Here is a 21,658-nt window from a genome sequence, read left to right as displayed (position 1 = left end):
CGAGACGCGCGCTGTCAGGTACCGTGACGGGTTCCACCGAAACAGTAACCACCCTCCATCCCACAGGTGTGAGACGATGACACAGACGCCGCCCGACGGTGAGCGCTTCGAGTTCACGACCGACCTCCGCCACGGCGGCTGGGCGGGTGTCACCGAGTCGTCGCTCGTCGTCGAGACGGACGCCCGGTATCGCGTCGACGCCGACGACATTCAGGAAGTGACGTTCGAAGACGTCGACTGGTTCGTCGGTATCCTCGGTCTCGTCGTCGTCGGCTACGGTCTCTACTCCACTCAGTTCGACGTGCTGTTCGGCCTCGCGTTCGCCGTCGTCGGAGTCGTGAGCCTCTATCTCACCTATCGCAAGCGCAACCGCGTCCGGATTCGCGTCGCTGGCCGACCCAAACCGCTGACCATCTATCCGCCGTCGACAGAGTCGTTTCAGCGCGCTCTCGAACCCGTGCTCGACCGTCGCGACGACCCGTGAGAAGAGACGTTACCCGACCGTTTCACCGCGTTCTGCCGCGACGACTCGTCAGTCGTGAGCGACGTCGTCGAGACGGTTGCCGAGTTCGGTCCCCTGTTCCTGCCAGAACCGATGGAGGATGTTCACGTCGGTGTCGAGACTGAAGTGGCTCACACCTCTGTCGAGGTAGTCGTCCGCGTTGTCGGGCATCTTGATCTCTGCTCTCGGCGTGACACCCACGTCGAGCGCCATGTCTATCATCTCTCGTTGTGCCTGCTGGACCTCTTCTGAGTGCCGACCGCCGGGGTTGCCGATGCTGAGCGCGTAGTCGACCGGACCGAACTGGACCATGTCGACGCCTTCGACGGCGAGGATGTCTTCGAGGTTCTCCATCGCCTCGCGCTTCTCTATCATGAGGGCGACGACGGCGTCGTCACACCACGTGACGATCTCCTCCGGTGACGCATATCCGCCGACGTAGCCGTTTCGGCGGTCCTTTCGCACGCCGTTCGTTCCGGTCGGTTCGGCCCGAACTGCACGTACTGCCTCTCTCGCGTCCTCGGCCGTGCGGATATCGACGAACAGGACGTTCTGGATGCCCGCCGCCATCGCTCGCTGTGCGAGGTACGTCCGTGGTTCCGCGTCGACTTTGATCATCGTCGACAGCCCCGACAGTTCGGCCGTGCGCGCGATGTGGTCGAGGTCATGGAGGTCGAAGGGAGCGTACTCGGCGGCGAACTCGACGTAGTCGAACGCGTCGGTTTGCCCGAGCACCTCGATGACGCCGGGCCACGGACAGATGACTCGCGTCGCGAGGCTTCGGGTGTCGGCGTCGAGTGCCGTTCGGAGCGTGTTGGTGGTCATGCGTGTGTGACTCTGTCAGTGGTGAGAAATACCTGCCTCTCGCGTCGAAAATGGCGGTTCTCGTAGATGTTCGTGATAGTTCGGCGGAACCTGTAGTTGCGAGTTCACACGCCGCTGACACTGTCTGTGGTCGAAGGCATAGCTATAAGTCCCGGTGTCAAGATTCGACAAACGATATGTCAGCAATGACCGCGGACCTCCGCGTAGTCAACGCCAAAGTGGTCACACCGTCAGGTACTATCCACGGCGGTGTCGCCGCCCGAGATGGGCGAATCGTCGCCGTCGGGTCGAACCTCCCGGACGCCGAAGAGGAGATCGACGCCGAGGGCAACTACCTCATCCCGGGCTTCATCGACCCCCACGTCCACTGGGGGCTGTCGCGCTACGAGTTCGAGGACTACCACGACGGACTCGCCCACGACTTCGAGACGGAGACGCGTGGTGCAGTCCACGGCGGCGTCACCACCGTCGTCAACTTCCTGCTCCAGCGTGAACCGTACCTCCCCGACATGGACTTCTTCCGCGAGGTCGGCGCGGAGAACTCCTACATCGACTTCGCGTACCACGCAATCGTCCACCAGGACCACCACGTCGAGGAGATAGAGGGTCTCGCCGAGGAAGGGATTCGCTCGTACAAGGTCTTCTTCAACTGGTACAAAAACGCCTCGCCGGAGTTGGGAATCGACCACTCGGACGCCGGGCGCACCTACAAGGTGCTCGACCGGGTCGCGGACATCCCGAACGGCGTCGTCATGTTCCACGCCGAGAACGAGGACCTCGCCATCGAGCGCCGCAAAGAGTTGCAAGAAGAGGGCAGAAACGACCTGCTCGCGTGGTGTGAGAGCGCGCCGAACATCTGTGAGGCGATGCAGATCGAACAGATCGCCCAACTCACCGAGTACACGGACTCGCGTTCGTACATCGTCCACATGAGCACGGGCGAGGGCGTCGACATCTGTAAGCGCTGGCAGGACAAGGGTGTCAACATCCACGCCGAGACGCTTCCCGCGTTCCTCTCGCACACGAAACACGACGAGGAACTCGGGACGTGGGGGAAGATTTCGCCGCCCCTCCGCGGCGAGGCCAGCAAGAAGCGTCTCTGGGAAGGACTGCGCACGGGCGTCGTCGACTACGTCGGGACGGACCACTGCCCGCACAAGATCGAGTTCAAGGAGAAGGACACGGGCAAACACGGTGACGTCTGGGAGGCCATCCCGGGCGACAACAACGGTATCGAGTACTTCCTCCCCGTGATGATGAGCGAGGGCGTCAACAAGAACCGCATCAGCATGGAGCGTCTCGTCGAAGTCTGCGCCGAGAACAACGCCAAGCGCTGGGGCCTCTACCCGCGCAAGGGCGCACTCGTCGAAGGCTCCGACGCCGACATGGTCATCGTCGACTTGGAGAAGAGCAAGGTCGTCGACGACGACTTCTACCACACGATGGAACCACGGTACTCGACGTACCACGGGCAAGAACTGACCGGTCTCCCGACGCACACCATCGTCGGCGGCAAAGTCGTCGTCGAAGACGACGAGTTACAGGTCGAGAAAGGCGACCGCGACTACCTGCCGCGCTTCGACGAAGGCGTCCCGCTGTAACCGGAGTCGTCGACTTTTCGCTCGAACTGACGCTCGAACTCGAACCCACCGTCGGCCCGCGCTTGCGCCCCGTTCTGCGCATCGACCGACTCGACCGAATCGCCGAGTTCGAACTGTCTGAGTTGCACGGTCATCTCCGAGGAGATGTCGCTGACCTCGTCGGCGACGGTACCGACGTGACCGATGGCCGTCGTCTGTTGGCTCACCCCGGCAGCGACTTCCTGCATCTGCCCACTGACGGTCGTACTTCGCGAGGCGAGGTCACCGACCACGTCGAGGACGACTTCGGCGTTCGTCGCCTGGTTCTCGGTCGCGTTGGCGATTTCGCTGACGCCTTGGTTCGTCTCGGCGATGGCGTCTGCGATGTCGTCGATACGGTCGACCACGTCGTTGACGGCGTCGGCCCCGGCTTTCACCTCGGCGTTGCTCGTCTCGATGGTGTCGGCCGTCTCCGAGATACCGAGTCGGAGGTCGTCGACGGTGTCGGCGATGTCGGCGACGGCGTCTTTCGACTCCTCGGCGAGCGACTTCACCTCGTCGGCGACGACTTTGAAGCCTGCACCGTCGGTGTTGGCCCGTGCTGCCTCGATGTTGGCGTTCAGCGCGAGCAGACTCGTCTGGTCGGCGATCTTGGCGATCATCTCGGTCATCTCGTCGATTGCCTCCATCCGCGATTCGAGTGACTCGACGGTTGCCATGTTCTCCTCGGAGGCTTCGATGGCCGCTTGCATCCGTTCGATGGCGCTCTCTGCTTCGCGACTTCCCGCCACTGCCGTCTCGGCGGCCTCACTCGCCCGGACGTCTATCTGTTGGGTGCTCGCCGTGATCTCTTGGATGGACGCCGAGAGTTCCGAGACGCTGTCTTCGGCGACGTCTGCCTCTTGGGTCTGTTTCTCTGCGAGCGTCGAGACGCGGTCGCTGGACTCGCCGATCTGTTCGGCAGAGGCCATCGTCTGCTCCGTCTGGGCCGCAATCTCCGCGGCGATAGCTTCCAAGTCGTCTGCGCGCTCGCGGGCGGTTGCCAGCGTCGTTCGCGTGTGTTCGATGGCGACAGAGAGGTTCTGAGCCATCCCGGCGAACTCGCGGTGGACGTTGCGGATGGCCGGGAAGTCGGCAACGGGGTCGGAAATCTCCGGTTCGACGGTCAGGTCTCCACGGCTGAACCGCTCGATGCTCTCGTCCAACTCTCTGACGACCGACGACTGATACGTCTCTAACTGCTCTTCGCGTCGCTGAAGGTCGAGTTTGTCGCTGATGTCGCGGTTGATTTCGACGGCACCGACGACGACTCCCTCGCCGTCGAACAGTGGGAAGACGCTCCGACTGACCGGCACCTCGTCGCCGTCGACGACGACGGTGTCTTCGAGGTTCTCGACGGCAGTTCCCGACTCCAGTACGTCGCGCATGACGGAGTTGTCGGCTTCTCCGTAGTCGAAGAGGCAGTCACCGAGGAGTTCACCTCGTCGACGGTTGAAGAGGTCCCGACAGGCTTGATTCGAGTGGGTGAAACAGCCCTCGTCGTCGACGACGAATATCGGGAGGTCCAACCCGTCGAGGACGCTCTCGACGACAGACGCACTCGTGAGCGTAGCGAGACTGCCGACGTCGGCGGCGACTTCGGTGTCGGCCGTCGCCGACACTGTCGTCTGTGCGGTCCCCCTCACGGGGTCGGTGTCGTCTCCGTTGGACGCGCCGTCTCCACGGAGTGCAGCGAAGAGCCCGAACATTGTAAGTATCGTCCGAGTACGCGCACAGTGGCCATATATAATTCAGTGTCTAATTACTCGAATTGATAACTGTCGGTGTGTGACCACTCCACGAGCCACCACGGAGTTAAGTAATTGTACGACCAACGACCGACAGACACGTGAGAGACGACGCGAGCGAGAGAACCGAGGCGACCGGGATGGCCTACACGACCGACACGAACGAGAGGACCGAGACGGTCGGTGCAGTGCTTCTCGCTGCCGGTCTCGGGTCACGATTCGACGGCGGAAACAAACTGCTCGCCGTCGTCGACGGCGAACCGCTCGTCGTCCACGCCGCACGGACGCTCTGTCTGGCCGCCGTCGACCCCGTGGTCGTCGTAGTGGGACACGACGCCGAGCGTGTGCGGGCATCACTCGCCGGAATGGCCGTCGAAACCGTCGAGAATCCGAAGTACGTCGAGGGACAGGCGACGTCTGTCGCCGCCGGTGTCGACGCGCTCCCCGACCACGTCGAGTACGCCGTCTTCGCCCTCGGCGACATGCCCGACGTCGCAACCGCGACGGTCGACCGACTCGTCGTCACTGCTCGCGAGACGGGTGCCGACGCCGTCGTTCCTACGTACGACGGTCGACGCGGCAATCCGGTCGTCTTTCACCGGCGGCAGTTCGACGCACTCGCCGACGTCGACGGCGACCGCGGCGGCCGAGCACTCTTCGACGATATCGAACTCACGCGCGTCGCCGTCGACGACCCGGGCATCCTCCGAGACGTCGACACGAGCGCCGACCTCGACTGACGGTGGTCTGTCCAATCAGTTTTAACTATTTCTGAGGCTACTGCTGCCCACCGGAGAGTGGAAGCTCTCGGACTCGATAGTCGGTGTCGTCTCGAACCCGTTCGCGTTTCGTCCGTTCGTCGTCGGCAGTCGCTTCCGTCGCGAACAGTCTCACCCGTCGCCACCCCTCGTCGGTTCGCTCTTCGACGGCGTAGAGCGTCTCCGGATGGAAGTAGAGCGTGAACCCGAAGTACTTCTCTTTCGTGAGACGCGTCTGGTAGCAGACCTGTGCGTACGACTCGGTTGGCAGTGAGACTTCGCCGGTCAACTCGTCGTCCGTCGACGCAGTTCGGCGGTACGGCGCTCCACAGTTCGGACACCCCTGTGCGCTCATGGTGGCTGTACACACGACACAATGTTTAATAATCGCCACCGGGTCGCCTAGTCATGGACAACTTCGACGAACTCGTCTCCTCGTTGACGCCCAGAGAGGAGAACTCGGCAATCAAGTCGTACCAGAACACGGTGGCGATGTCCTGTCCTGCGTGCGAAGAGTCGTTCGACGATATGGTCGTCTGCAAAGAGAACGCGACCAGCCTCAACCTGAGTAAATCCTTGGACCTCTGTGTCGCCGTCCACGACGAACGAGCGGTCATCTTCACCCACCAGAAGTAATCAGAAGTACTCAGACGTAACCGCTCGTTCTCTCCGTTCTCGACTACTGGGTCGACGCTACAACAGCAGTCGATAGCTGTACTCTCCGTAGGACTCTCCGCCGATAGTAGTCTCACTTTCATCGACGCGCTCGAAGCCGAGACTCTCGTAGAACCCCTGTCCGACTTCGTTCGCCGTGAGCACCATCGCCGTGAGTCGCTCGGACCCTCGCGTCTCCATCTCGGTTCGGACCCGTTCGACGAGTTCGGTCCCGATACCGGCCCCTCGGTGGTCCGGACCGACGTAGATACGGAACACGACTCCCTCGTCGCGGTTCCACAGGGCGTGGACGAACCCGACTACCTCGCTGTCTTGCTCGGCGACGAAGACGCACGTCGCGGGACGACCCAAGTCCGCTCGCAACTGTCGCGGCTCGTACCACTCGTCGACGCCAGATTCGGCCGTCTCACGGCTCAGAATCGTCGGGTAGTCCGCCGTCCACGACGCTCGTGCGACCGCTCGAATCGCCTCGACGTCGTCCTCGCTCGCTCGTCGGATAGTCACCGCCATGTGGAGTAGTACCACGCGGTGACGGTAGCCTCTTTCGCCGCCGTCGCTGGTGAGTGAACTATTCGAGACGACTACGAGAGCAATTGCTCGCGAGTTTGAAAACGGGAGAATGCTCCGTCAGGGATTCGAACCCTGGTCATCACCGTGAGAGGGTGATATGATTGGCCGGACTACACCAACAGAGCACGTCTGTCTACACTCAGATGTATCGAGGGTACAGTAAAAACAGTTGCGCTTTATCCCTGCTGTGTGTGTCGTTCTCTCGCTTCTGACGTCCTTACTCGTCGTCGAACGGCGACCCGGCGGCTTCTGGCTCGTGACCTTTGAGACTGATGACGTTCTCACGGCCGACGCGAAGCTTCGAGATGAGTCCCTCTTCTTCCATATCTGTCAAGAGCATGCTGACCTTCGACTTCGACCAGCCAGTCTCGGAGACGATGTTGACCTGTTTCATCCGCCCACCGTTCGCTTCGAGCATTCGGACGACGCGGTCCTCGTCGGTCAGTAACTCCTCGTCGGAGACGGCGGGTTCGGTGATGGCCGTGCCGACTGGCTCTGACGCTTGCTCCGCTTCGTCGCCGCTCTCGGCGTACGGCCCGAACGCCTCGCGCCGAAGGTACCAGACAGTCGCCGCCCCACCGAGGACGAGCACGCCGACGACGCCCACGAGCATCGGGAGCGAGTCTCCCGCCCAAAACGAGGGAGTAGTGGCCGCCTCCATCGAACCGGTGTTCCCGTCTATCTCGGTGCCGCCGACTCCGCTACTCTCGCCGTCGCCGGTTTGACTGGCCACGAACACGACCTGTGGGCGGTTGTCGGTGAACTCCTGTTCTCCCTGCCACGTCACCGAGTCACTCGCTGGGAGTGACGAACTGTTCGACTGCGTACCCGACGGTTCGACGGACTCGAAGCGCAGTTCTGGTCCGGGACTGACTACGAGCGACTGCTGTGGTCCCAGATACAGACCGCCTTCGAACACGTCGCCGACGACCGTTCGCCCAGCGTTCTCGACCCCGAACGAAGTCCACGTGAACGACATCTCGACGATGCCGATATCGTTGCCGAGACTGGACGTCACGTCGGCGCGCCGGGCGAAACCGGTCGCTTCCATCTCGCGTCCCGTGATGTTGGCTCCGTCGGCGACCAACGCACTCGAGTCGCGTCGAAACCCGAGGTACAACTGCGTCTCGTTCGAGTTGAACTCCTCTGCGAACGCGTCGAAGTCCTGTCGCTCGCTCTCGTTCGACAACGTCCGTTCGTAGTGGAACGTCCACCGTGCGCTCCGGTTCTCGTAGACCGTGAGCCGAACCTCGTTGCGGTCGAACGACTCTTGGGCGGCACCGACTCCGTCTATGGCGTGGTGTCGGTCGTCGACCACACCGGCGACTGCCGTTGGCGCGACGACGAGACCAACGACGAGCACCGCGACGGCGACACCCGGAAACTCCATCGAAGACACCAACACGGGGCGAGCCAAAAGAGCTTTTGACACGCTGTCAACTAGCTCCACTCTCACTCCCCTGTCACTCGGTTTCCCGACTCAGCGGATACTCTACAGATACATTCGGTCGTCGACCCGTTCCTCTTCGGCGGCGTCGACGCGGGCCGCGAGGTCACGGTAGTACTGGTCGACGTCGGCGGCGAACGCTTCCAGCGGCGTCGAATCGATGTCGAGTCCGTACAGCTGTTCGACCGTCTCGACGAGGCGAATCGCCGCCGCGACGTCCGGAACCTGCGAGTGAACTGGCGTCACTAACAACCCCGTCCGGAGCGGCGAGTCGATACCACGCGCCATGAGACCCGCGTTGACGCCGGTGAGCGACCCACTCGCCATCGGTTCGACGCCACTCCCGGTCAGTCGGGTGGACTGGTAATCGCTCGTCGCAATCGAGAACACGTCGTGTCTCACGTGCGAGAGCGGCACGCCCGAGAGGACGGTAATCTCCTCGATAGCGTGGTCGTCGCCCCACTGGAGAATCGACTGCGCGAAGGAGTTGCCAGCCCAGTCGGGGATGAACAGTTCGTTGACGAGCACCGTGATGTCGAGGTCGTCCCGCGAAAACAGCCGTGAGTGATGTCGCGGCGTGCCGTTTTCGAACGGCGTAAACGCCGGCAGATTACTGGCGACGACGTGCCCCATCTCGGTGAGGGCTAGTTGGTCGACGAGGAAGTCGGCGGCGACGACTCCGGCGAGGCCGAAACTGGCGAACCCCGCGATGAGACTGGTTCCCGGTTCGGTGTTGTGACGGATCTGAAACGCCGCTTCGGGTGCGTCGGATGCCATACTGTCGGTACGTCCTCGACCGATAGGTCGGTTTCGCTGACTGGACAACAGGAGGGATTGTCAGTGCGTGACGTTTTGTCTCTCGCCGACGTCTGTCACAGCATGGCACCCGACCCCGGTGTCGGTCTGACACTCCTGTTTCAGGCTGCACTCCTCGGTGTCGTCGCGACGGCTATCTTCGTCGTCGGAACGGTACTCGCTCCGCCGAAGTGGGTCGATAGTCCCGACGGGGCGAGTCGCTGGGTCGAGGAAGCACGTCTGGTCGTCCGAGAGACACAACAGGTGCTCGACGACGGTGAATCTCGTTCCTACGACCGCCTTCAGCGACGACTGCTCCCGTTGTCGAGTCGACTCGACCGTCACGCGGAGATTGCGCCACCGGCCGTCGACGACCGTCTGGTCGTCGGCCTCACCGAACTCGGCTACGGTTGTCGCGCCGTCGGGATGGAACTCACTCGTGCCGAGCGGCTCGACTGGAGTGCACCCGGAGGCGACGTCGCCACCGCTCGGTCCGTCGCGGCCGAACTCGTCGTCGCACTCGATGGAGACGACGGTGATGGCGATGACGATAGCGAAGACACAGAGGAAGGAACCTAATCTGAGCAGTCGACTCGGTCAGCGAACCACGTCGCCGTCGGCGACGACTGTCGTCGGATGTCGCCACGCGCTCACGGTCGTCGTCGGATTCTCTGCGAGGACGACGAGGTCCGCTCGATAGCCTTCTTCGACCTTCCCGACGTCGTCGAGACCGAGGAGGTCGGCCGCGTTGACCGTCGCCGCTTCGAGCGCGTGCTCAGGTGTGAGGCCCCGGTCGACGAGGAGTTCTAGTTCCTGCGGGATGTCGGCGAAGAAGTTGAACGGCGTTCCGGCGTCGGTTCCCATCGCGATGGAGACACCCGCGTCGAGTGCGTACTCGAAGGCCTGTTCGTGCGCTTCGGCGGCTTCCTCGGACTTGGCGACTGCCTCCTCGGGGATGCCGGCTTCGACGCCGTTTTCGAGGATACCGACGATGGCCGCCGTCGTCGGCACCCAGTAGGTTCCGCGCTCGGCCATCAACTCGGCCGTCTCGCGGTCCATGAACGTTCCGTGCTCGACGCTCGTGATTCCCGCGCGAGTGGCGTTCTCGATACCTTCTTTCCCGTGAGCGTGTGCGGCCGTCGGGACGTCTTTCGATGCCGCGGCGTCGACGAGCGCCTCCAGTTCGTCGAGAGAGAGTTCCGGCAACCCGGTCTTCGCACCCTCGGTGAGCACGCCACCGGTCGCCATACACTTGACGACGTCTGCGCCGCGTTTCAGTTGCTCACGCGCCGCCTTTCGAACTTCCGTTGGTCCGTCTGCCTCGCGTCCGAACCAGTGGCCGTGACCACCGGTCATCACGACGTTCTGCCCCGAGGCGAGCACTCTCGGCCCCTCTAAGACGCCCGACTCGACCGCTCTCGCGGCGTCGAGCGCGAGTGTGTCGCGTGCGCCGAGGTCCCGGACCGTCGTCACGCCCGCGTCGAGGGCGGCCTGCAAGTTCGCTGCCGCGCGGTAGGCGGCGGTCGACTCGCTGTCTCCTCGGGTAGTGGCGATGTCGGGTCGCCCGTCCATCATCAGATGAACGTGGGCGTCGACGAGTCCGGGTGCGACGAACTGCCCCGAGACGTCCGTCTCGGTGTCGCTCTCGCCTCCCGCTTCGACGTCGCCGACGGCGACGATTCGACCGTCTTCGATGGCGACGTCGGCTTCACGGACGCCGTCGACGTCGACGACGTGCCCGCCTCTGAATACGTGCATGAGGTGTGTGTTCACACCTTCCGACCTAAAGACAGGGGATTCGGCAGGGGAAACGGTCAGGTGGCTTGCAATAGAGTATCACACATGGGAGACACACTCGACGGTGAGATTGCACTGGTCACCGGTGCCAGTTCGGGCATCGGCGAAGCGACGAGTCACGCACTCGCTCGTGAAGGCGCGGCCGTCGTCCTTCTCGCTCGCCGCGAAGAGCGACTGGAAGAGATCGCCGACGACGTGGAGGCCGCCCACGACGTCGAGACACTGGTCGTTCCGACAGACGTGCGCGACGAACTGGCCGTCGACGCCGCCGTCGAGCGAGCGGTCGGTGCGTTCGACGGCATCGACGTCGTCGTCAACAACGCCGGACTCGCCCGCGGGTCGAGCGTCGAAGACATGACCACAGACGAGTACCGGGTGATGACCGACACCAACGTCGACGGCGTGTTCTTCGTCACCCGCGCGGTACTGCCACACCTGAAAAAGTCGTCGGGTAACCTCGTCTTCGTCGGGAGTTTCGCCGGGCAGTACCCCCGGTCGTTCAATCCGGTGTACGCGGCCACCAAGTGGTGGGTTCGCGGGTTCGCCCACAGCGTCGAGGCGGACGTCGGCGACGAAGGCGTAGGCGTCTCCGTCGTCAACCCCTCGGAGGTCCGAACCGAGTTCGGAGACATCTACGGCGAGTCGTTCGAAGACCGGTTCGACCCCGGCGAGGTGACCGAACCGAGCGAGATAGCCGACGCCATCTGTTTCTGTGCGAAACAGGAGCGTTCGACGGTGAGCGAACTCGACCTCTACCGCCGCGACAAGTTCTCCGAGTGGTGAGTCGGACCTCACCGCCCTCGTTCCAGTATCGTCCCCGCCTCACCGACCGCAAACAGGTGTTCGACCGCGACGGTGCTCGCGGCCAGCGACTCTGCACTGAACGTCTCTCGACGGGTCCAGTGTCTCCCTTCTGCTTCGAGAACCGTCCCGTCGTCGCCGACGGCGACACCGACGTTCTCGCCGACGGCGATACCTCGGAGCGAACTCTCGGCCGTCTCCACGGGCGTCCACACCGCGCCGTCGTAGCGCGAGAGCGTCCCGTCGTCGCTCGTGACGAAGAGTTCGTCGCTATCTCCGACCGCCACGTCCGTCAGTGCACTCGCGCCGTCGATACCGACCGACTCCCACTCGTCACCCGTCGACGACCGAAACACGCCACCGTTCGTGTCGACGGCGTACACCCAACTGGCATGCTCGTCTTCGTCTCCGCCCCAGTCGACCGCTTCGACGGCAGACAGACTCGACCCGCTTCCCGGTTTCACGGGGTCGCTCCACCGGACCGTCTCGCCGTCGTACTGCCCACGGCGAACCTGCCCGGAACCATCGGCGACGAAGAGCGTCTCTGCCCCGTCCGGCCCCGCGACGGCGATATCGGTCGTGTTGCTGGTGTCGCCGCCCGGCGCGGTGTGGTCCGTGTGCCGTCCCGTCTCGGTGTCGAGACGGCCGAGTGACCCGCCGTCACCTGTAACCCAGACGCCGTCGCCGTCACTCGTCGCGTCGACGCCGCGGAGGGCGTTACCCGCCGCACCCGGCCCGTCTTCGAGGACTGGTTCCCACTGCTCTGGCCCATGCCGGAGGACGAGGCCACCTGCACCGACTGCGTAGGCCGAGACGTTCTCTCCGGCGGCCGGTACGCCGACGACGTCGTACAGGTCGGCCGTCGTCTCGGCGGGGCTTTCTCCCCACTCCGCCGGGTCGTCGTGCGCGGACCCCGTTTGCTCTCGCTTTCCTTCGTCTTCGGTCTGTCCACCGGACGGACGCTGCTCCTCGGCGGTCACTCGTCGCTCGTCAGAGTCGTCGTGTTCGTCGTGTTCGCCAGGTTGGCCAGATTCGTCGTGTTCGTCGGATTCACGTAACTCGCCGGATTCGTCGACACCGTCGCTCTTCCGATACTGGCGGTAGCGGTACGCCAGCGGAGCGAGGTACGCGAGTATCGCTACCACTGCGAACCCTTCGTGGTAACGCATGAGTAGTCCGAACGCGGTGAGAGCGGCGGTGCTCGCCGCGTGGACGCCCGTCTGCGCGTAGTCGCGATAGAATCCGAAGAAGTCGCCCATCGTCCGCTGATACCGGCGGCGCACTAATCAGCCTTGTCGCCGTTGCTGTCCTCCTCAGTCGTCGCGAACAGTCTCGCCGACCCGAACCTCGTCGCCGACGGTGAGCGTCTTCCCCCACTCCGAGTCGGGGACGACGGTGTTGACCATCACGCGGAAGTGGTGGTCGAACCAGTCGCCGCCGCTCCAGGCGGGCATCGTCTCGCGACGCTTCTCGACGAGCGTCTCACGGAAGTTCGGGTGCTCCTCGCCCGTGTCGGGGTCACGACTCGGAACGACACAGCGCTGACACGGGTTGACGCCCTCGAAACCGACGTCGCCGACGGTGAACGCGACGCGACTGTCCCGGTCTGCAAAGAGGTGGTCTTCCCAGAACGCGGGGACGCCGTCGACTTCGAGGTTCGCCCGCAGACGGCGGCGCATCCCGTCTTCGTCGATACCGTCGTACCACGAGGCGAGTTCGCGAATCGTGGCCGTACTGACGAGCGTCGGTCCGGACGCCGTCGTGTCGTCGGGGAATCCACCTGCACTGTTGCGTCGGAGGGCGACGGGTTCGCCGAAGAACGCAGAGAGCCAGTCGGTGAGTGTCTCGTCGTCGGCGTCGAGTGCGGTGGTCACGGCGTCGTGCTCCGGTGTCCGAAGCGTAATCGTGCCGGTCTCGCGGTCGACCGTCGACCGGAGGCGGTGAATTTGTCGGGTGCGCTTGCCGTTGACGTACTCGCCGTCGGTGTCGAACAATGCGAACTCTCGGTCGCCCGCGAGTCCGCCGTTCGCGACGAGTTCGACGGACTCGACCGTCTGGGCGTCGAGTGATTTCACCGGAAACGTCGTGATTCGGCGAAGTGTCGCCGTGAGGTGAGAAGCGCTGCGAGAGTCGTCGACCGGCACGAAGACTACTCGTCTTCTTCGCCGTCGCTCGTCGCGCGCTCGTCGAGATGTTCGTCGACTTCGTCGACCGTCAGGTCGCGGTAGCCGTCCTCGGAGACGACGGCGACACTCAGGTCGGCGGCTTCGACTTCTTCGAGTTCGGTCAGAAGCGCGTTGACGGCGAGTTCGACACCGGCGTCGAGATCGAGGTCCGGACGGTACTCCTCTTCGAGGTGGCCCTGGATGGTCTCGCGTCCGCCGCCGATGGCGACGGCCTTCCACTCGTGGGGCGTCCCCGAGGGGTCGGTTCCGAAGAGACGCGGACCGGTGCTGTCGATACCGCCGATGAGGAGCGCCGCACCGTACGGGCGGGTGCCACCGCGCTGGGTGTTCTCCTGGATGAGGTCGGTAATCTCCTTCGTCAGCGTCTCGATACCGATGGGTTCGCCGTAGCGCAGGCGGTTCGTCTGTGACTCGCGGCGAGCGAAGTCGACGAGCTTGCGCGCGTCGGCGACGTGTCCGGCACTCGCGGCGCCGACGTGGTCGTCGAGTTTGTGGAGTTTCTCGATACTCTCTTGGACCATCAGCGACGACCCGGCGCGACTCTGTGCGGCGAGGACGACGCCGTCTGGAGTCCGAACGCCGACGCTCGGTGCGCCGCGCTTGACGGCTTCACGGGCGTACTCCACCTGGTAGATTCGCCCGTCGGGGGAGTACAGCGACGTTCCCCGGTCGTAGGCCTGCTGGTCGTTCCGGTTCATCGCTCGTCCTCCCGTCCAGTCGGTGACGAAACGCTGTCAGTCATCACACCCGGATACGGACCCGTCGCGGAAAAACCCTTGTAAAGGCGAGCCACCCGCACAGTCGACTCTGTCTCCGTCTCGCCGGCGATTGCAACCCAACTCGACGTTCAGCGCGTCGTCCCCATCGTTTCTACGACGTCGGCGTCCGGGGCGTTCGTCTTGACGCTCTGGATTCCCTGTTTCGCCTTCTGTTTGGAGGCGTACCCCTCGCCGCTCGACGCGATGATGTTGCCGTTCGCGTGCACCAGACGCCACCGGTGTTCGCCCTGCGTATCTACGTAGAGTTCGAACGTCGCTGTCATGCCGTGAGATAGGTGTTCTCCGGGTATAAACCCTAGTCGCTCGAACCCATCGTGCCGGTTCTCTGAAACGGCCGCAGACAGCCTCATATCGCCTCGAAGCCCATACTCAGCTGTTATGAGTAGTGAAGAGCCACAGAAGCGAGAACTGACCACGGCTGAAGAACATTTCCGCACCACAGACTCGCAGTCGCGGTTCGACTTCAAGATGGCCCAGAAGTCGGCGTTTCAAGCCGAGAAGGGGCTGAACGAGGAGACGGTTCGCGTCATCTCGGCTGACAAAGGTGAACCCGAGTGGATGCTCCAGCGCCGTCTGCGCGCACTGAAACTGTACCAGCAGATGCCGATGCCGACTGGGTGGCCCGGGCAACCGGACCTCTCGGAAGTCGACGTCGACGCCATCGTCCCGTACATCCGCCCCGACGTCGAGACGCGCGGCGGCGTCCGCGACTGGAACGACTTACCCGAGGAGATTCGCGACACGTTCGACAAACTCGGTATCCCGGAGGCAGAGCGCAACTCGCTCTCCGGCGTCGGCGCGCAGTACGAGTCCGAAATCGTCTATCAGAACATGCGCGAAGAGTGGGAGGAGAAGGGCGTCGTCTTCTGCAACATGGACGAAGCCGTCCAGAAACACCCCGAGTTGGTCGAGGAGTACTTCATGACGAAGTGCGTTCCGCCGAGCGACAACAAGTTCGCCGCCCTGCACGGAGCCATCTGGTCCGGTGGGTCGTTCGTCTACGTCCCCGAAGGCGTCTCCGTCGATATGCCCGTACAGGCGTACTTCCGGATGAACTCTGCCGGAATGGGCCAGTTCGAGCACACGCTCATCATCGCCGAGAAGGGGAGTGAAGTCCACTACATCGAGGGCTGTTCAGCACCGAAGTACAGCGTCTTCAACCTCCACTCCGGCGCAGTCGAGGTGTTCGTGAAGGAGGACGCGCACGTCCAGTACTCCACGGTGCAAAACTGGTCGAAGAACACCTACAACCTCAACACCAAGCGCGCTATCGTCGGTAAACGCGGGCGTATGGAGTGGGTCTCCGGCAGCATGGGTTCGAAGGTGACGATGCTCTACCCGGCGACTATCCTCAACGGGCGCGGCGCGTCGGACAACCACATCACTATCGCCTTCGCCAGCGAGGGGCAGAACATCGACACCGGCGCCAAAGTCTACCACAACGCGCCCGACACGAAGTCCACCATCGTCTCCAAGAGTATCAGCAAGGGTGGCGGCCGGACGAACTACCGTGGACTCGTCCGCATCGGCCACGGCGCGACGAACGCCGCCTGCGCCGTCGAGTGTGACGCGCTCATGTTCGACAACGCGTCCACCTCCGATACGATGCCGCACATCGAGATTCACGAGAGTCGAGTCGACGTCGCTCACGAAGCGACGGTGGGGAAGATCGGCGACGACGACATCTTCTACCTCCAATCTCGCGGGCTGAGCGACGACGCCGCGAAACAGCTCATCGTCTCGGGATTCATCGAACCCATCACGAGCGAGTTACCCATCGAGTACGCGGTGGAACTCAACCGACTGGTCGAACTGGAGATGGAGGGCAGTCTCGGCTGATTCGGGGCCTCACTCTGCTGCTTTCCGCTCGTCGTAGTCCGTCACCAACTCGTTCAGATACCAGAGCTTCAACCCCACGAACAGCGCCGTCGCCGTCGCCGTTCTCGCGGGTCGCTGTGCGAGTGCCGAGTAGAGCGCGTACAGGAACACTGGAAGATTCAGGACGTTGAGGACGGCAGGCCACTCACCACTGAACACCGGGACGCCGTCTCCGATTTCGGCTTCGGAGGCTCTGGACGCACGAGTGAACCAACTGTCACTGTCTTCTGTCCGCTCTGAGAAGAGGAGCGGGTTCAGAAGCGAGAACACGACCGTCGCCGCGGCCAGTCGCCAACTCCGTCGGTAGAGTGCGTACATGAGCAGCGGCCCCGTCGCAAGTCGTGTGAGGCCGCTGTTCGGGTTCGCCTGCCGGTTCCAGTACGTCTCCCCGTATCGTTCGCGGAACGACAGGTCTGTCTTCGAGTGGGCCATAGCACTGAGACGTGTGGAAGCGACAAAGCAGTTCGGAGCCTCTGTGGCCTCTCTTATACTTCTGTTGTCACGACTCCGGTCTCCTCTTTTAGCGCCACAGTGATGTAGTCGACGAGACTCTACGGTCGGCCGCGCAGCCATTTATCATCAATAAAACACGAATAACCGCGTGAGAGACGCTGTTTCCCGTCGGTTTCGGGACGTTTCACGCGAAAACAGTCCCCTGAAGGGGCCGAGAAGCGGCCGTAACCGCCGTTTCATCCGTCAAACGTCAGATTAATCCACGACGTACTGTCACCGCTCCGGCAACTGAGACCCGTCTCGGCTTAACTGGCTCATAATAATCCAGACACTGCTCGTTAGTACAGGTAATGGATACCCGTCGGTTCGTGCGGCTCTGTGTCATGGCTGTCGTCGTCCTCTCGGTGACGACCATCGGCTACGGGTACATGACGGCCGGAACGACAGCAGCAGCAGGAGCAGGAGAACAAGCCGACGGCGCTGCGACCAACCAACAGGCCGTCGAACCTCGCGACAACATCACCGTCGTCGCCACCGACTCGAACACGTGGCTTGGCGAGAAGAGTGACGGACCGCGGGCGAACGCCGAACTCATCGCGTTCGCCCCGAACGGGAGCGTCCTCTACTACAACGACTCACACACGCGCTACTGGGACGTCGACCCCGTTCCGGAGACCCAGGCCACCGTTGAGTACGTCTACGCGCAACACCTGAACGAGTCACAGTGTGGCGGTGAGACGGTGTGTACCCGAAACGGTGTCGAGCGCGTAAACTTGACCACCGGTGCGGTCGAACAGGTATACAGTGGTATCACGCCTGGAAAGCATTCCACGCGGTGGCACGACGTCGACAGACTCGACGAAGACAGCCTCGTCGTCGCCGACATCGCCGAGGACCGTGTCTACGTGGTCAACACGACGACGAACCTCATCGAGTGGGAGTGGGAGGCGCGAAGCGACTTCACGCCCGACTCCGGCGGACCGTTCCCCGAGGACTGGACACACCTGAACGACGTCGAGGTTCTCGACGACGGACGCATCATGGTCAGCCTCCGAAACCACGACCAAGTGGTCTTTCTCGACCGCGAGACCGGCCTCCAAGAGAACTGGACGCTCGGCACCGACGACGACCACTCGGTGCTCTACGAACAGCACAATCCGGACTACATGCCCGAGGCGAACGGTGGGCCTGCCGTCCTCGTCGCCGATTCGGAGCGAAACCGCATCGTCGAGTACACGAGAGACGGCGACTCGTGGTCGAAGAACTGGCAGTGGAGTGACGACCGACTCCAGTGGCCACGAGACGCCGACCGGTTGCCGAACGGCCACACCCTGATTACGGACTCCAACGGCAACCGCGTCTTCGAGATAGACGAGAACGGTGAGAAGGTCTGGAGCGCCGACATCGCGTTCCCGTACGAGGCGGAACGACTCGGTACGGGCGACGAGAGTACCGGCGGGTCGCCGATGGACTCCAACGAGTCCGGAAACGCCTCCGCCGGAACCGGTGGCGGCGAGAACGCGGAAACTGGCGGCGACGGCGAGAGCAGTTCCGGCCTCGTCGGCCCGCAACTCAACGCGGTGATGTACGTCCTCCCCGTCTGGATGGGGATTCCACATCTGCTCGCACTGGTCGCACTCTGCCTGACGCTCGTCGGGTGGGTCGCCCTCGAGTGGCGGTGGTCGAAGTACGGCGTCGCGTTCCACGCACCGGTTTCACTCCGGTCGAAGCGATGAACGGCGACGGTGAGACGACTGACGACACAGAGAACACGAGTTGAATACGATGGCAAACAGTAGTTCCCCTCCCGACAGAAGCACACAGAGTATCGGTGGAAGAGCGTCACACGCACTCTCGAATGCTCGGCACACGGCAGATTCACTCCCCGAATGGGTGTGGCCAGCACTCGTCCCCTGTGTCAGCGTCGTCGTCGTGCTGTCGTACCTGCTCACACATCCGTACCCCGCGTACGGCGCCGGCCTCTACCTGCAGATAGCCGAGGAGATTATCGCCCATGGCTACGGACTGCCGGAGACGATTCCGCTCTACACTGAGACTGGCATCCCCTTCGCGTACCCGCCGCTGATGTTCGGCGTCGCCGCCGTCCTCCTCGATTTGGGACTCGACCCGATAACCATCAGCCTCGGCGTTCCCGTCCTGTTCACCGCAGTACATCCCATCGTCTTCTACTTCATCGCGAGGGAGTTGCTCCCGTCGCGTCGACAGGCGGCAGTCGCGGCGATGTTGCTCGCAGTGACTCCGGACACGCTACAGTGGCATCTTTCGGCCGGTGGCCTCGTCAGAGCACCTGCGTTCTTCCTCGCACTGCTCGGCATCTACACGGCCCTCCGTGTCCACCGACGCGGTGAACTGAAACTGGTAGCCGTCGGGACGATTCTCTTCGCACTCACCGTGTTGACCCATCCGGTCTACACGGTGTTCTTCGGGATGAGTTGGCTCCTCGTCTACCTGTTCTTCGACCGAACGGTCGTCGGCCTCGTCGCCGGTGCAATCGTCGCGGGCGGCGGTGTCGTCATCGCCTCGCCGTGGTGGCTGCAGGTGGTTCAACTACACGGGCCCGGCATCTTCTTCGCCGCCGCTGGGACGCACAGTGGACTCGGGGGCGGACTCGGCCGTCTCCTCGACTCGTTCGTCTACATCGACGCCGACATCGTCCTGCCGTTCTACCTGCTCTCGTTTGCGGGTGCGGCGTGGTTCATCAAGACGCGTCGACTGTTCCTGCCGACGTGGCTCATCGCGAGCGGGTACGTCATCGGGAAAGACCGGTTCATGTTCGTCGCCGGGTCGATGATGGCCGCCGCACTCGTCGTCGAACTCGTCGTGCCGTGGCTCCGTCGACACGTCTCGCTTCCGCACAGCAGACGTGCCGGAACCATCGTTACGCTCACCGTCGTTCTCCTCGCGGCGTCCGTCGGTGTCGCCTTCGCCGGCGGCATGCTCGACTCCGCACACGACCACAGTTCGACGCAACCGCCGTTCATGGACAGCGCAGACGAGAAGGCGATGAACTGGGTGGCCGCGAACACCGAACCGGGAACCCAGTTCGTCGTCCTCGGCGACGCAGCAGAGTGGTTCCCACTCTTCACCGACCGAGGGATTCTAATCGGTCCGTGGGGCGTCGAGTGGACGACACCGGCACAGTACAACCACCAGATAGAACTCTACAACGACATCTCGGAGTGTGGCGACGCCGACTGCGTCACGCAGACACTCGCGACGAACGACGTCTCACCCGACTACCTCTACGTCCCGAAAGGCGAGTACACGATTCGTGGCGTCGAGTACACCGCAGATGGCTCTCTCAGACGGTCGCTCATCGACACGAGAGGATACGAACCAGTCTACGAGAACGACGGAGCCATCGTCTTCCGGGTCACTGGTCGGGCCAACTGACCATCCGTCAGATTCATTTCAACAACCTCCGTATCGGATTGTAGAGATGCACGGCTCGCGTCCCCGATCACGACGTCGAATGGCCGTCGTGACGTTTCTCGTCCTCCTCCTCGCCCTCTTGGTCGTCGAACCTGGTCTCGTCGCACCTCATTCGACAGAAGACGTGACGCGACGCGGCCCCGACGACGTTCGTCTCGTCAACCCCTCCGAAGAGAGTGACGCACAACTCTGGCCGTTCACCAGTCGAGGCCGGTCTTTCGAGTCGCTGACGCTGCCGATCAACGCCGTCGTCAGAGGCAACACTGCACGAGTCGTTTCACAACTCCGCAACCAGCGAGACAGCCAGTGGGAGCAACTGGACCGTGACTGGCAGGGCGTCGACGACGAGGGTGAACCGCTCGTCGTCGAGGGAACGGATATCGCGTGGGGTGAGACGACCGGAGCGACTCGATACACCTACGTCTCGACGCCGAACGCCGGAGGCGAGTGGGTGACCGAGACGGCACAACTGCACGACGGGACGTACTTCGGCTCTCGTTATCACCTCCGCCTCTACGAAGGCGGTACCGACGGTGCGCGGTGGACAGCGATTCAAGCGCACCACGAACACTGGGATTGGTTCCGACTGAGACACACTGTTGGATCGCTCGCAACGGCGCAACATCATCTCGAAACGGAATATTTTGGAACCGCCTACACCGCCGATGTCAGCCGTGAACGGTTTGCAAACGGCGGTATCTCCGACGCCGACGGCTGGGTGTCGGTCGTGGACCTCCGATCGCTCGCTTCGGCGAACATCGTCTGGGGGGCGCTCCTCCTCTCCGGGTTCGCCGAGGCGCGAAACACCTCACAGACGGCCATCGACCAGTTGACGGTGTGGCTCTCTGACGGCCTCGGACAACGAAGCGCACTCTTGTTCGCCTGTCTGCTGTCGTTGCCGCTGCTCGTCCGGACGCTGAGTATCACCGGCGAGACGGCAGTACCGGGGCTTCCAGTCAAACTCGTCGCCGGGACGCTCTACCTCTGTCTCGCCGTCGGAATCCCGGCGGCCGCACTCACCTTCCCACTGAGTGGCGAACCGTTCGACTGGGCCGGTATCGCGATTCTCGGTCTCGGTCTCGGCTTCATCCTCGACTACCAGTCGATCGGCATCGACGTGCTCCCGATTGCGGTGGTGCTCCACCGACTCGCCGTCCTCGGAATCGTCGGATTGATTGCGGCGAGTGCCTCGTACCGAACGCCCGAAGAGCGTTGGAACCGACCGCTAAAGATCGGCTTGGTGTTGTGGGCCTGCGTCCTCGCGTGGCCGCTGTTCATCGGACTATAACACTATGGAGACCCCATTAGACGGCACGTAATAATGTGGCCTACGAACGTCGATACTAGATACACACGACTTCAAACAGTACTT

22 protein-coding genes and 1 tRNA gene are annotated in these 21,658 nt (G+C 63.0%); 10 read left to right on the top strand and 13 right to left on the bottom strand.

The annotated features are described in order from the left end of the window. Positions 1 to 76: 76 nt before the first annotated feature. Positions 77 to 484, top strand: a complete 408-nt coding sequence (locus tag BM083_RS08175; RefSeq protein WP_089868167.1) for a hypothetical protein — start codon at positions 77 to 79, stop codon at positions 482 to 484. A 48-nt stretch (positions 485 to 532) separates the two neighbouring features. Here BM083_RS08175 and BM083_RS08170 read toward each other — a convergent pair whose 3' ends face one another. Continuing rightward, entirely contained in the window at positions 533 to 1,327 is a 795-nt protein-coding gene (locus BM083_RS08170; protein WP_089868163.1) for an HpcH/HpaI aldolase family protein, read from the bottom strand. A 176-nt stretch (positions 1,328 to 1,503) separates the two neighbouring features. Here BM083_RS08170 and BM083_RS08165 point away from each other — a divergent pair, with 176 nt between their 5' ends. Beyond that, on the top strand, positions 1,504 to 2,928 hold the full coding sequence (locus tag BM083_RS08165) for a dihydroorotase (protein WP_089868160.1): 1,425 nt from the start codon (positions 1,504 to 1,506) through the stop codon (positions 2,926 to 2,928). Here BM083_RS08165 and BM083_RS08160 read toward each other — a convergent pair. Next, positions 2,892 to 4,655, bottom strand: coding sequence for a methyl-accepting chemotaxis protein (locus tag BM083_RS08160; RefSeq protein ID WP_089868157.1), 1,764 nt, complete (start codon positions 4,653 to 4,655; stop codon positions 2,892 to 2,894). The two genes, BM083_RS08165 and BM083_RS08160, sit on opposite strands and share 37 nt — an antisense overlap. A gap of 140 nt (positions 4,656 to 4,795) precedes the next feature. On the opposite strand from BM083_RS08160, the gene BM083_RS08155 reads away from it, so the two are divergent. Then, positions 4,796 to 5,434 (top strand): nucleotidyltransferase family protein, encoded by a 639-nt coding sequence (locus tag BM083_RS08155; RefSeq protein WP_218148936.1) that lies wholly within the window; start codon positions 4,796 to 4,798, stop codon positions 5,432 to 5,434. 37 nt (positions 5,435 to 5,471) lie between these two features. Here the strand turns inward: BM083_RS08155 and BM083_RS08150 are convergent, their stop codons facing one another. Continuing rightward, on the bottom strand, positions 5,472 to 5,807 hold the full coding sequence (locus tag BM083_RS08150; RefSeq protein WP_089868154.1) for a hypothetical protein: 336 nt from the start codon (positions 5,805 to 5,807) through the stop codon (positions 5,472 to 5,474). A 53-nt stretch (positions 5,808 to 5,860) separates the two neighbouring features. On the opposite strand from BM083_RS08150, the gene BM083_RS08145 reads away from it, so the two are divergent. Then, positions 5,861 to 6,088: a DUF7385 family protein gene (locus tag BM083_RS08145; protein WP_009367335.1), complete on the top strand. Its 228-nt coding sequence runs from the start codon at positions 5,861 to 5,863 to the stop codon at positions 6,086 to 6,088. A 57-nt stretch (positions 6,089 to 6,145) separates the two neighbouring features. Here BM083_RS08145 and BM083_RS08140 read toward each other — a convergent pair whose 3' ends face one another. From BM083_RS08140 to BM083_RS08125, 4 genes are all read right to left on the bottom strand, one after another. Then, positions 6,146 to 6,637, bottom strand: a complete 492-nt coding sequence (locus tag BM083_RS08140) for a GNAT family N-acetyltransferase (RefSeq protein WP_089868150.1) — start codon at positions 6,635 to 6,637, stop codon at positions 6,146 to 6,148. 110 nt (positions 6,638 to 6,747) lie between these two features. Beyond that, positions 6,748 to 6,822: transfer RNA gene (locus BM083_RS08135), tRNA-Glu, on the bottom strand. 92 nt (positions 6,823 to 6,914) lie between these two features. Then, positions 6,915 to 8,087 (bottom strand): helix-turn-helix transcriptional regulator, encoded by a 1,173-nt coding sequence (locus tag BM083_RS08130; protein ID WP_089868146.1) that lies wholly within the window; start codon positions 8,085 to 8,087, stop codon positions 6,915 to 6,917. 102 nt (positions 8,088 to 8,189) lie between these two features. Then, the gene (locus BM083_RS08125; RefSeq protein WP_089868143.1) at positions 8,190 to 8,921 is read right to left on the bottom strand and encodes a proteasome assembly chaperone family protein; all 732 of its coding nucleotides are present in this window, start codon (positions 8,919 to 8,921) and stop codon (positions 8,190 to 8,192) included. 102 nt (positions 8,922 to 9,023) lie between these two features. Here BM083_RS08125 and BM083_RS08120 point away from each other — a divergent pair, with 102 nt between their 5' ends. Further along, a complete protein-coding gene (locus tag BM083_RS08120; RefSeq protein ID WP_089868140.1) occupies positions 9,024 to 9,518 on the top strand; it encodes a hypothetical protein in 495 nt (164 codons plus the stop codon). An 18-nt stretch (positions 9,519 to 9,536) separates the two neighbouring features. Here the strand turns inward: BM083_RS08120 and BM083_RS08115 are convergent, their stop codons facing one another. After that, entirely contained in the window at positions 9,537 to 10,697 is a 1,161-nt protein-coding gene (locus tag BM083_RS08115) for a metal-dependent hydrolase family protein (RefSeq protein WP_089868137.1), read from the bottom strand. Between the two features lie 84 nt (positions 10,698 to 10,781). Between BM083_RS08115 and BM083_RS08110 the strand changes: the two genes are divergently transcribed. Further along, a complete protein-coding gene (locus tag BM083_RS08110) occupies positions 10,782 to 11,519 on the top strand; it encodes an SDR family oxidoreductase (protein ID WP_089868134.1) in 738 nt (245 codons plus the stop codon). Positions 11,520 to 11,527: 8 nt separating this feature from the next. Here BM083_RS08110 and BM083_RS08105 read toward each other — a convergent pair whose 3' ends face one another. The 4 genes from BM083_RS08105 to BM083_RS08090 all read right to left on the bottom strand — a co-directional run bounded on the left by BM083_RS08105 (position 11,528) and on the right by BM083_RS08090 (position 14,765). Further along, entirely contained in the window at positions 11,528 to 12,796 is a 1,269-nt protein-coding gene (locus BM083_RS08105; RefSeq protein WP_089868131.1) for a hypothetical protein, read from the bottom strand. Positions 12,797 to 12,850: 54 nt separating this feature from the next. Then, positions 12,851 to 13,681 carry an MOSC domain-containing protein gene (locus tag BM083_RS08100; protein WP_089868129.1) on the bottom strand — a complete coding sequence of 277 codons (831 nt, stop codon included), beginning with the start codon at positions 13,679 to 13,681 and terminating at the stop codon, positions 12,851 to 12,853. Between the two features lie 5 nt (positions 13,682 to 13,686). Further along, on the bottom strand, positions 13,687 to 14,421 hold the full coding sequence (gene psmA / locus BM083_RS08095) for an archaeal proteasome endopeptidase complex subunit alpha (protein WP_089868126.1): 735 nt from the start codon (positions 14,419 to 14,421) through the stop codon (positions 13,687 to 13,689). Between the two features lie 149 nt (positions 14,422 to 14,570). Then, entirely contained in the window at positions 14,571 to 14,765 is a 195-nt protein-coding gene (locus BM083_RS08090; RefSeq protein WP_009367345.1) for an HVO_2922 family protein, read from the bottom strand. 115 nt (positions 14,766 to 14,880) lie between these two features. Between BM083_RS08090 and sufB the strand changes: the two genes are divergently transcribed. Continuing rightward, positions 14,881 to 16,341: a Fe-S cluster assembly protein SufB gene (gene sufB / locus BM083_RS08085; protein WP_394327586.1), complete on the top strand. Its 1,461-nt coding sequence runs from the start codon at positions 14,881 to 14,883 to the stop codon at positions 16,339 to 16,341. A 9-nt stretch (positions 16,342 to 16,350) separates the two neighbouring features. On the opposite strand, the gene BM083_RS08080 is transcribed toward sufB, so the two are convergent. Beyond that, positions 16,351 to 16,812, bottom strand: coding sequence for a DUF6653 family protein (locus tag BM083_RS08080; RefSeq protein WP_089868123.1), 462 nt, complete (start codon positions 16,810 to 16,812; stop codon positions 16,351 to 16,353). 404 nt (positions 16,813 to 17,216) lie between these two features. On the opposite strand from BM083_RS08080, the gene BM083_RS08075 reads away from it, so the two are divergent. The 3 genes from BM083_RS08075 (at position 17,217) to BM083_RS08065 (ending at position 21,574) form a co-directional block, all read left to right on the top strand. Continuing rightward, positions 17,217 to 18,569 carry an arylsulfotransferase family protein gene (locus BM083_RS08075; RefSeq protein ID WP_089868454.1) on the top strand — a complete coding sequence of 451 codons (1,353 nt, stop codon included), beginning with the start codon at positions 17,217 to 17,219 and terminating at the stop codon, positions 18,567 to 18,569. A gap of 49 nt (positions 18,570 to 18,618) precedes the next feature. Further along, a complete protein-coding gene (locus BM083_RS08070) occupies positions 18,619 to 20,247 on the top strand; it encodes a glycosyltransferase family 39 protein (RefSeq protein WP_089868120.1) in 1,629 nt (542 codons plus the stop codon). A gap of 79 nt (positions 20,248 to 20,326) precedes the next feature. Next, on the top strand, positions 20,327 to 21,574 hold the full coding sequence (locus BM083_RS08065) for a hypothetical protein (RefSeq protein WP_177197570.1): 1,248 nt from the start codon (positions 20,327 to 20,329) through the stop codon (positions 21,572 to 21,574). The last annotated feature ends 84 nt before the right edge of the window (positions 21,575 to 21,658 follow it).

Origin of the sequence: Halogranum rubrum, assembly GCF_900114455.1 — an archaeon.
GTDB classification, from domain to species: Archaea; Halobacteriota; Halobacteria; order Halobacteriales; family Haloferacaceae; genus Halogranum; species Halogranum rubrum.
This window is presented reverse-complemented; position numbering and strand designations above follow the sequence as displayed.

What these genes read in the sequence shown, in the direction of transcription:
- BM083_RS08175 (WP_089868167.1), top strand. Translation starts at nt 77, where the DNA reads ATGACACAGACGCCGCCCGACGGTGAGCGCTTCGAGTTCACGACCGAC.
- BM083_RS08170 (WP_089868163.1), bottom strand. Translation starts at nt 1,327, where the DNA reads ATGACCACCAACACGCTCCGAACGGCACTCGACGCCGACACCCGAAGC.
- BM083_RS08165 (WP_089868160.1), top strand. Translation starts at nt 1,504, where the DNA reads ATGTCAGCAATGACCGCGGACCTCCGCGTAGTCAACGCCAAAGTGGTC.
- BM083_RS08160 (WP_089868157.1), bottom strand. Translation starts at nt 4,655, where the DNA reads ATGTTCGGGCTCTTCGCTGCACTCCGTGGAGACGGCGCGTCCAACGGA.
- BM083_RS08150 (WP_089868154.1), bottom strand. Translation starts at nt 5,807, where the DNA reads ATGAGCGCACAGGGGTGTCCGAACTGTGGAGCGCCGTACCGCCGAACT.
- BM083_RS08145 (WP_009367335.1), top strand. Translation starts at nt 5,861, where the DNA reads ATGGACAACTTCGACGAACTCGTCTCCTCGTTGACGCCCAGAGAGGAG.
- BM083_RS08140 (WP_089868150.1), bottom strand. Translation starts at nt 6,637, where the DNA reads ATGGCGGTGACTATCCGACGAGCGAGCGAGGACGACGTCGAGGCGATT.
- BM083_RS08130 (WP_089868146.1), bottom strand. Translation starts at nt 8,087, where the DNA reads ATGGAGTTTCCGGGTGTCGCCGTCGCGGTGCTCGTCGTTGGTCTCGTC.
- BM083_RS08125 (WP_089868143.1), bottom strand. Translation starts at nt 8,921, where the DNA reads ATGGCATCCGACGCACCCGAAGCGGCGTTTCAGATCCGTCACAACACC.
- BM083_RS08120 (WP_089868140.1), top strand. Translation starts at nt 9,024, where the DNA reads ATGGCACCCGACCCCGGTGTCGGTCTGACACTCCTGTTTCAGGCTGCA.
- BM083_RS08115 (WP_089868137.1), bottom strand. Translation starts at nt 10,697, where the DNA reads ATGCACGTATTCAGAGGCGGGCACGTCGTCGACGTCGACGGCGTCCGT.
- BM083_RS08110 (WP_089868134.1), top strand. Translation starts at nt 10,782, where the DNA reads ATGGGAGACACACTCGACGGTGAGATTGCACTGGTCACCGGTGCCAGT.
- BM083_RS08105 (WP_089868131.1), bottom strand. Translation starts at nt 12,796, where the DNA reads ATGGGCGACTTCTTCGGATTCTATCGCGACTACGCGCAGACGGGCGTC.
- psmA (WP_089868126.1), bottom strand. Translation starts at nt 14,421, where the DNA reads ATGAACCGGAACGACCAGCAGGCCTACGACCGGGGAACGTCGCTGTAC.
- BM083_RS08090 (WP_009367345.1), bottom strand. Translation starts at nt 14,765, where the DNA reads ATGACAGCGACGTTCGAACTCTACGTAGATACGCAGGGCGAACACCGG.
- sufB (WP_394327586.1), top strand. Translation starts at nt 14,881, where the DNA reads ATGAGTAGTGAAGAGCCACAGAAGCGAGAACTGACCACGGCTGAAGAA.
- BM083_RS08080 (WP_089868123.1), bottom strand. Translation starts at nt 16,812, where the DNA reads ATGGCCCACTCGAAGACAGACCTGTCGTTCCGCGAACGATACGGGGAG.
- BM083_RS08075 (WP_089868454.1), top strand. Translation starts at nt 17,217, where the DNA reads ATGGCTGTCGTCGTCCTCTCGGTGACGACCATCGGCTACGGGTACATG.
- BM083_RS08070 (WP_089868120.1), top strand. Translation starts at nt 18,619, where the DNA reads ATGGCAAACAGTAGTTCCCCTCCCGACAGAAGCACACAGAGTATCGGT.
- BM083_RS08065 (WP_177197570.1), top strand. Translation starts at nt 20,327, where the DNA reads ATGGCCGTCGTGACGTTTCTCGTCCTCCTCCTCGCCCTCTTGGTCGTC.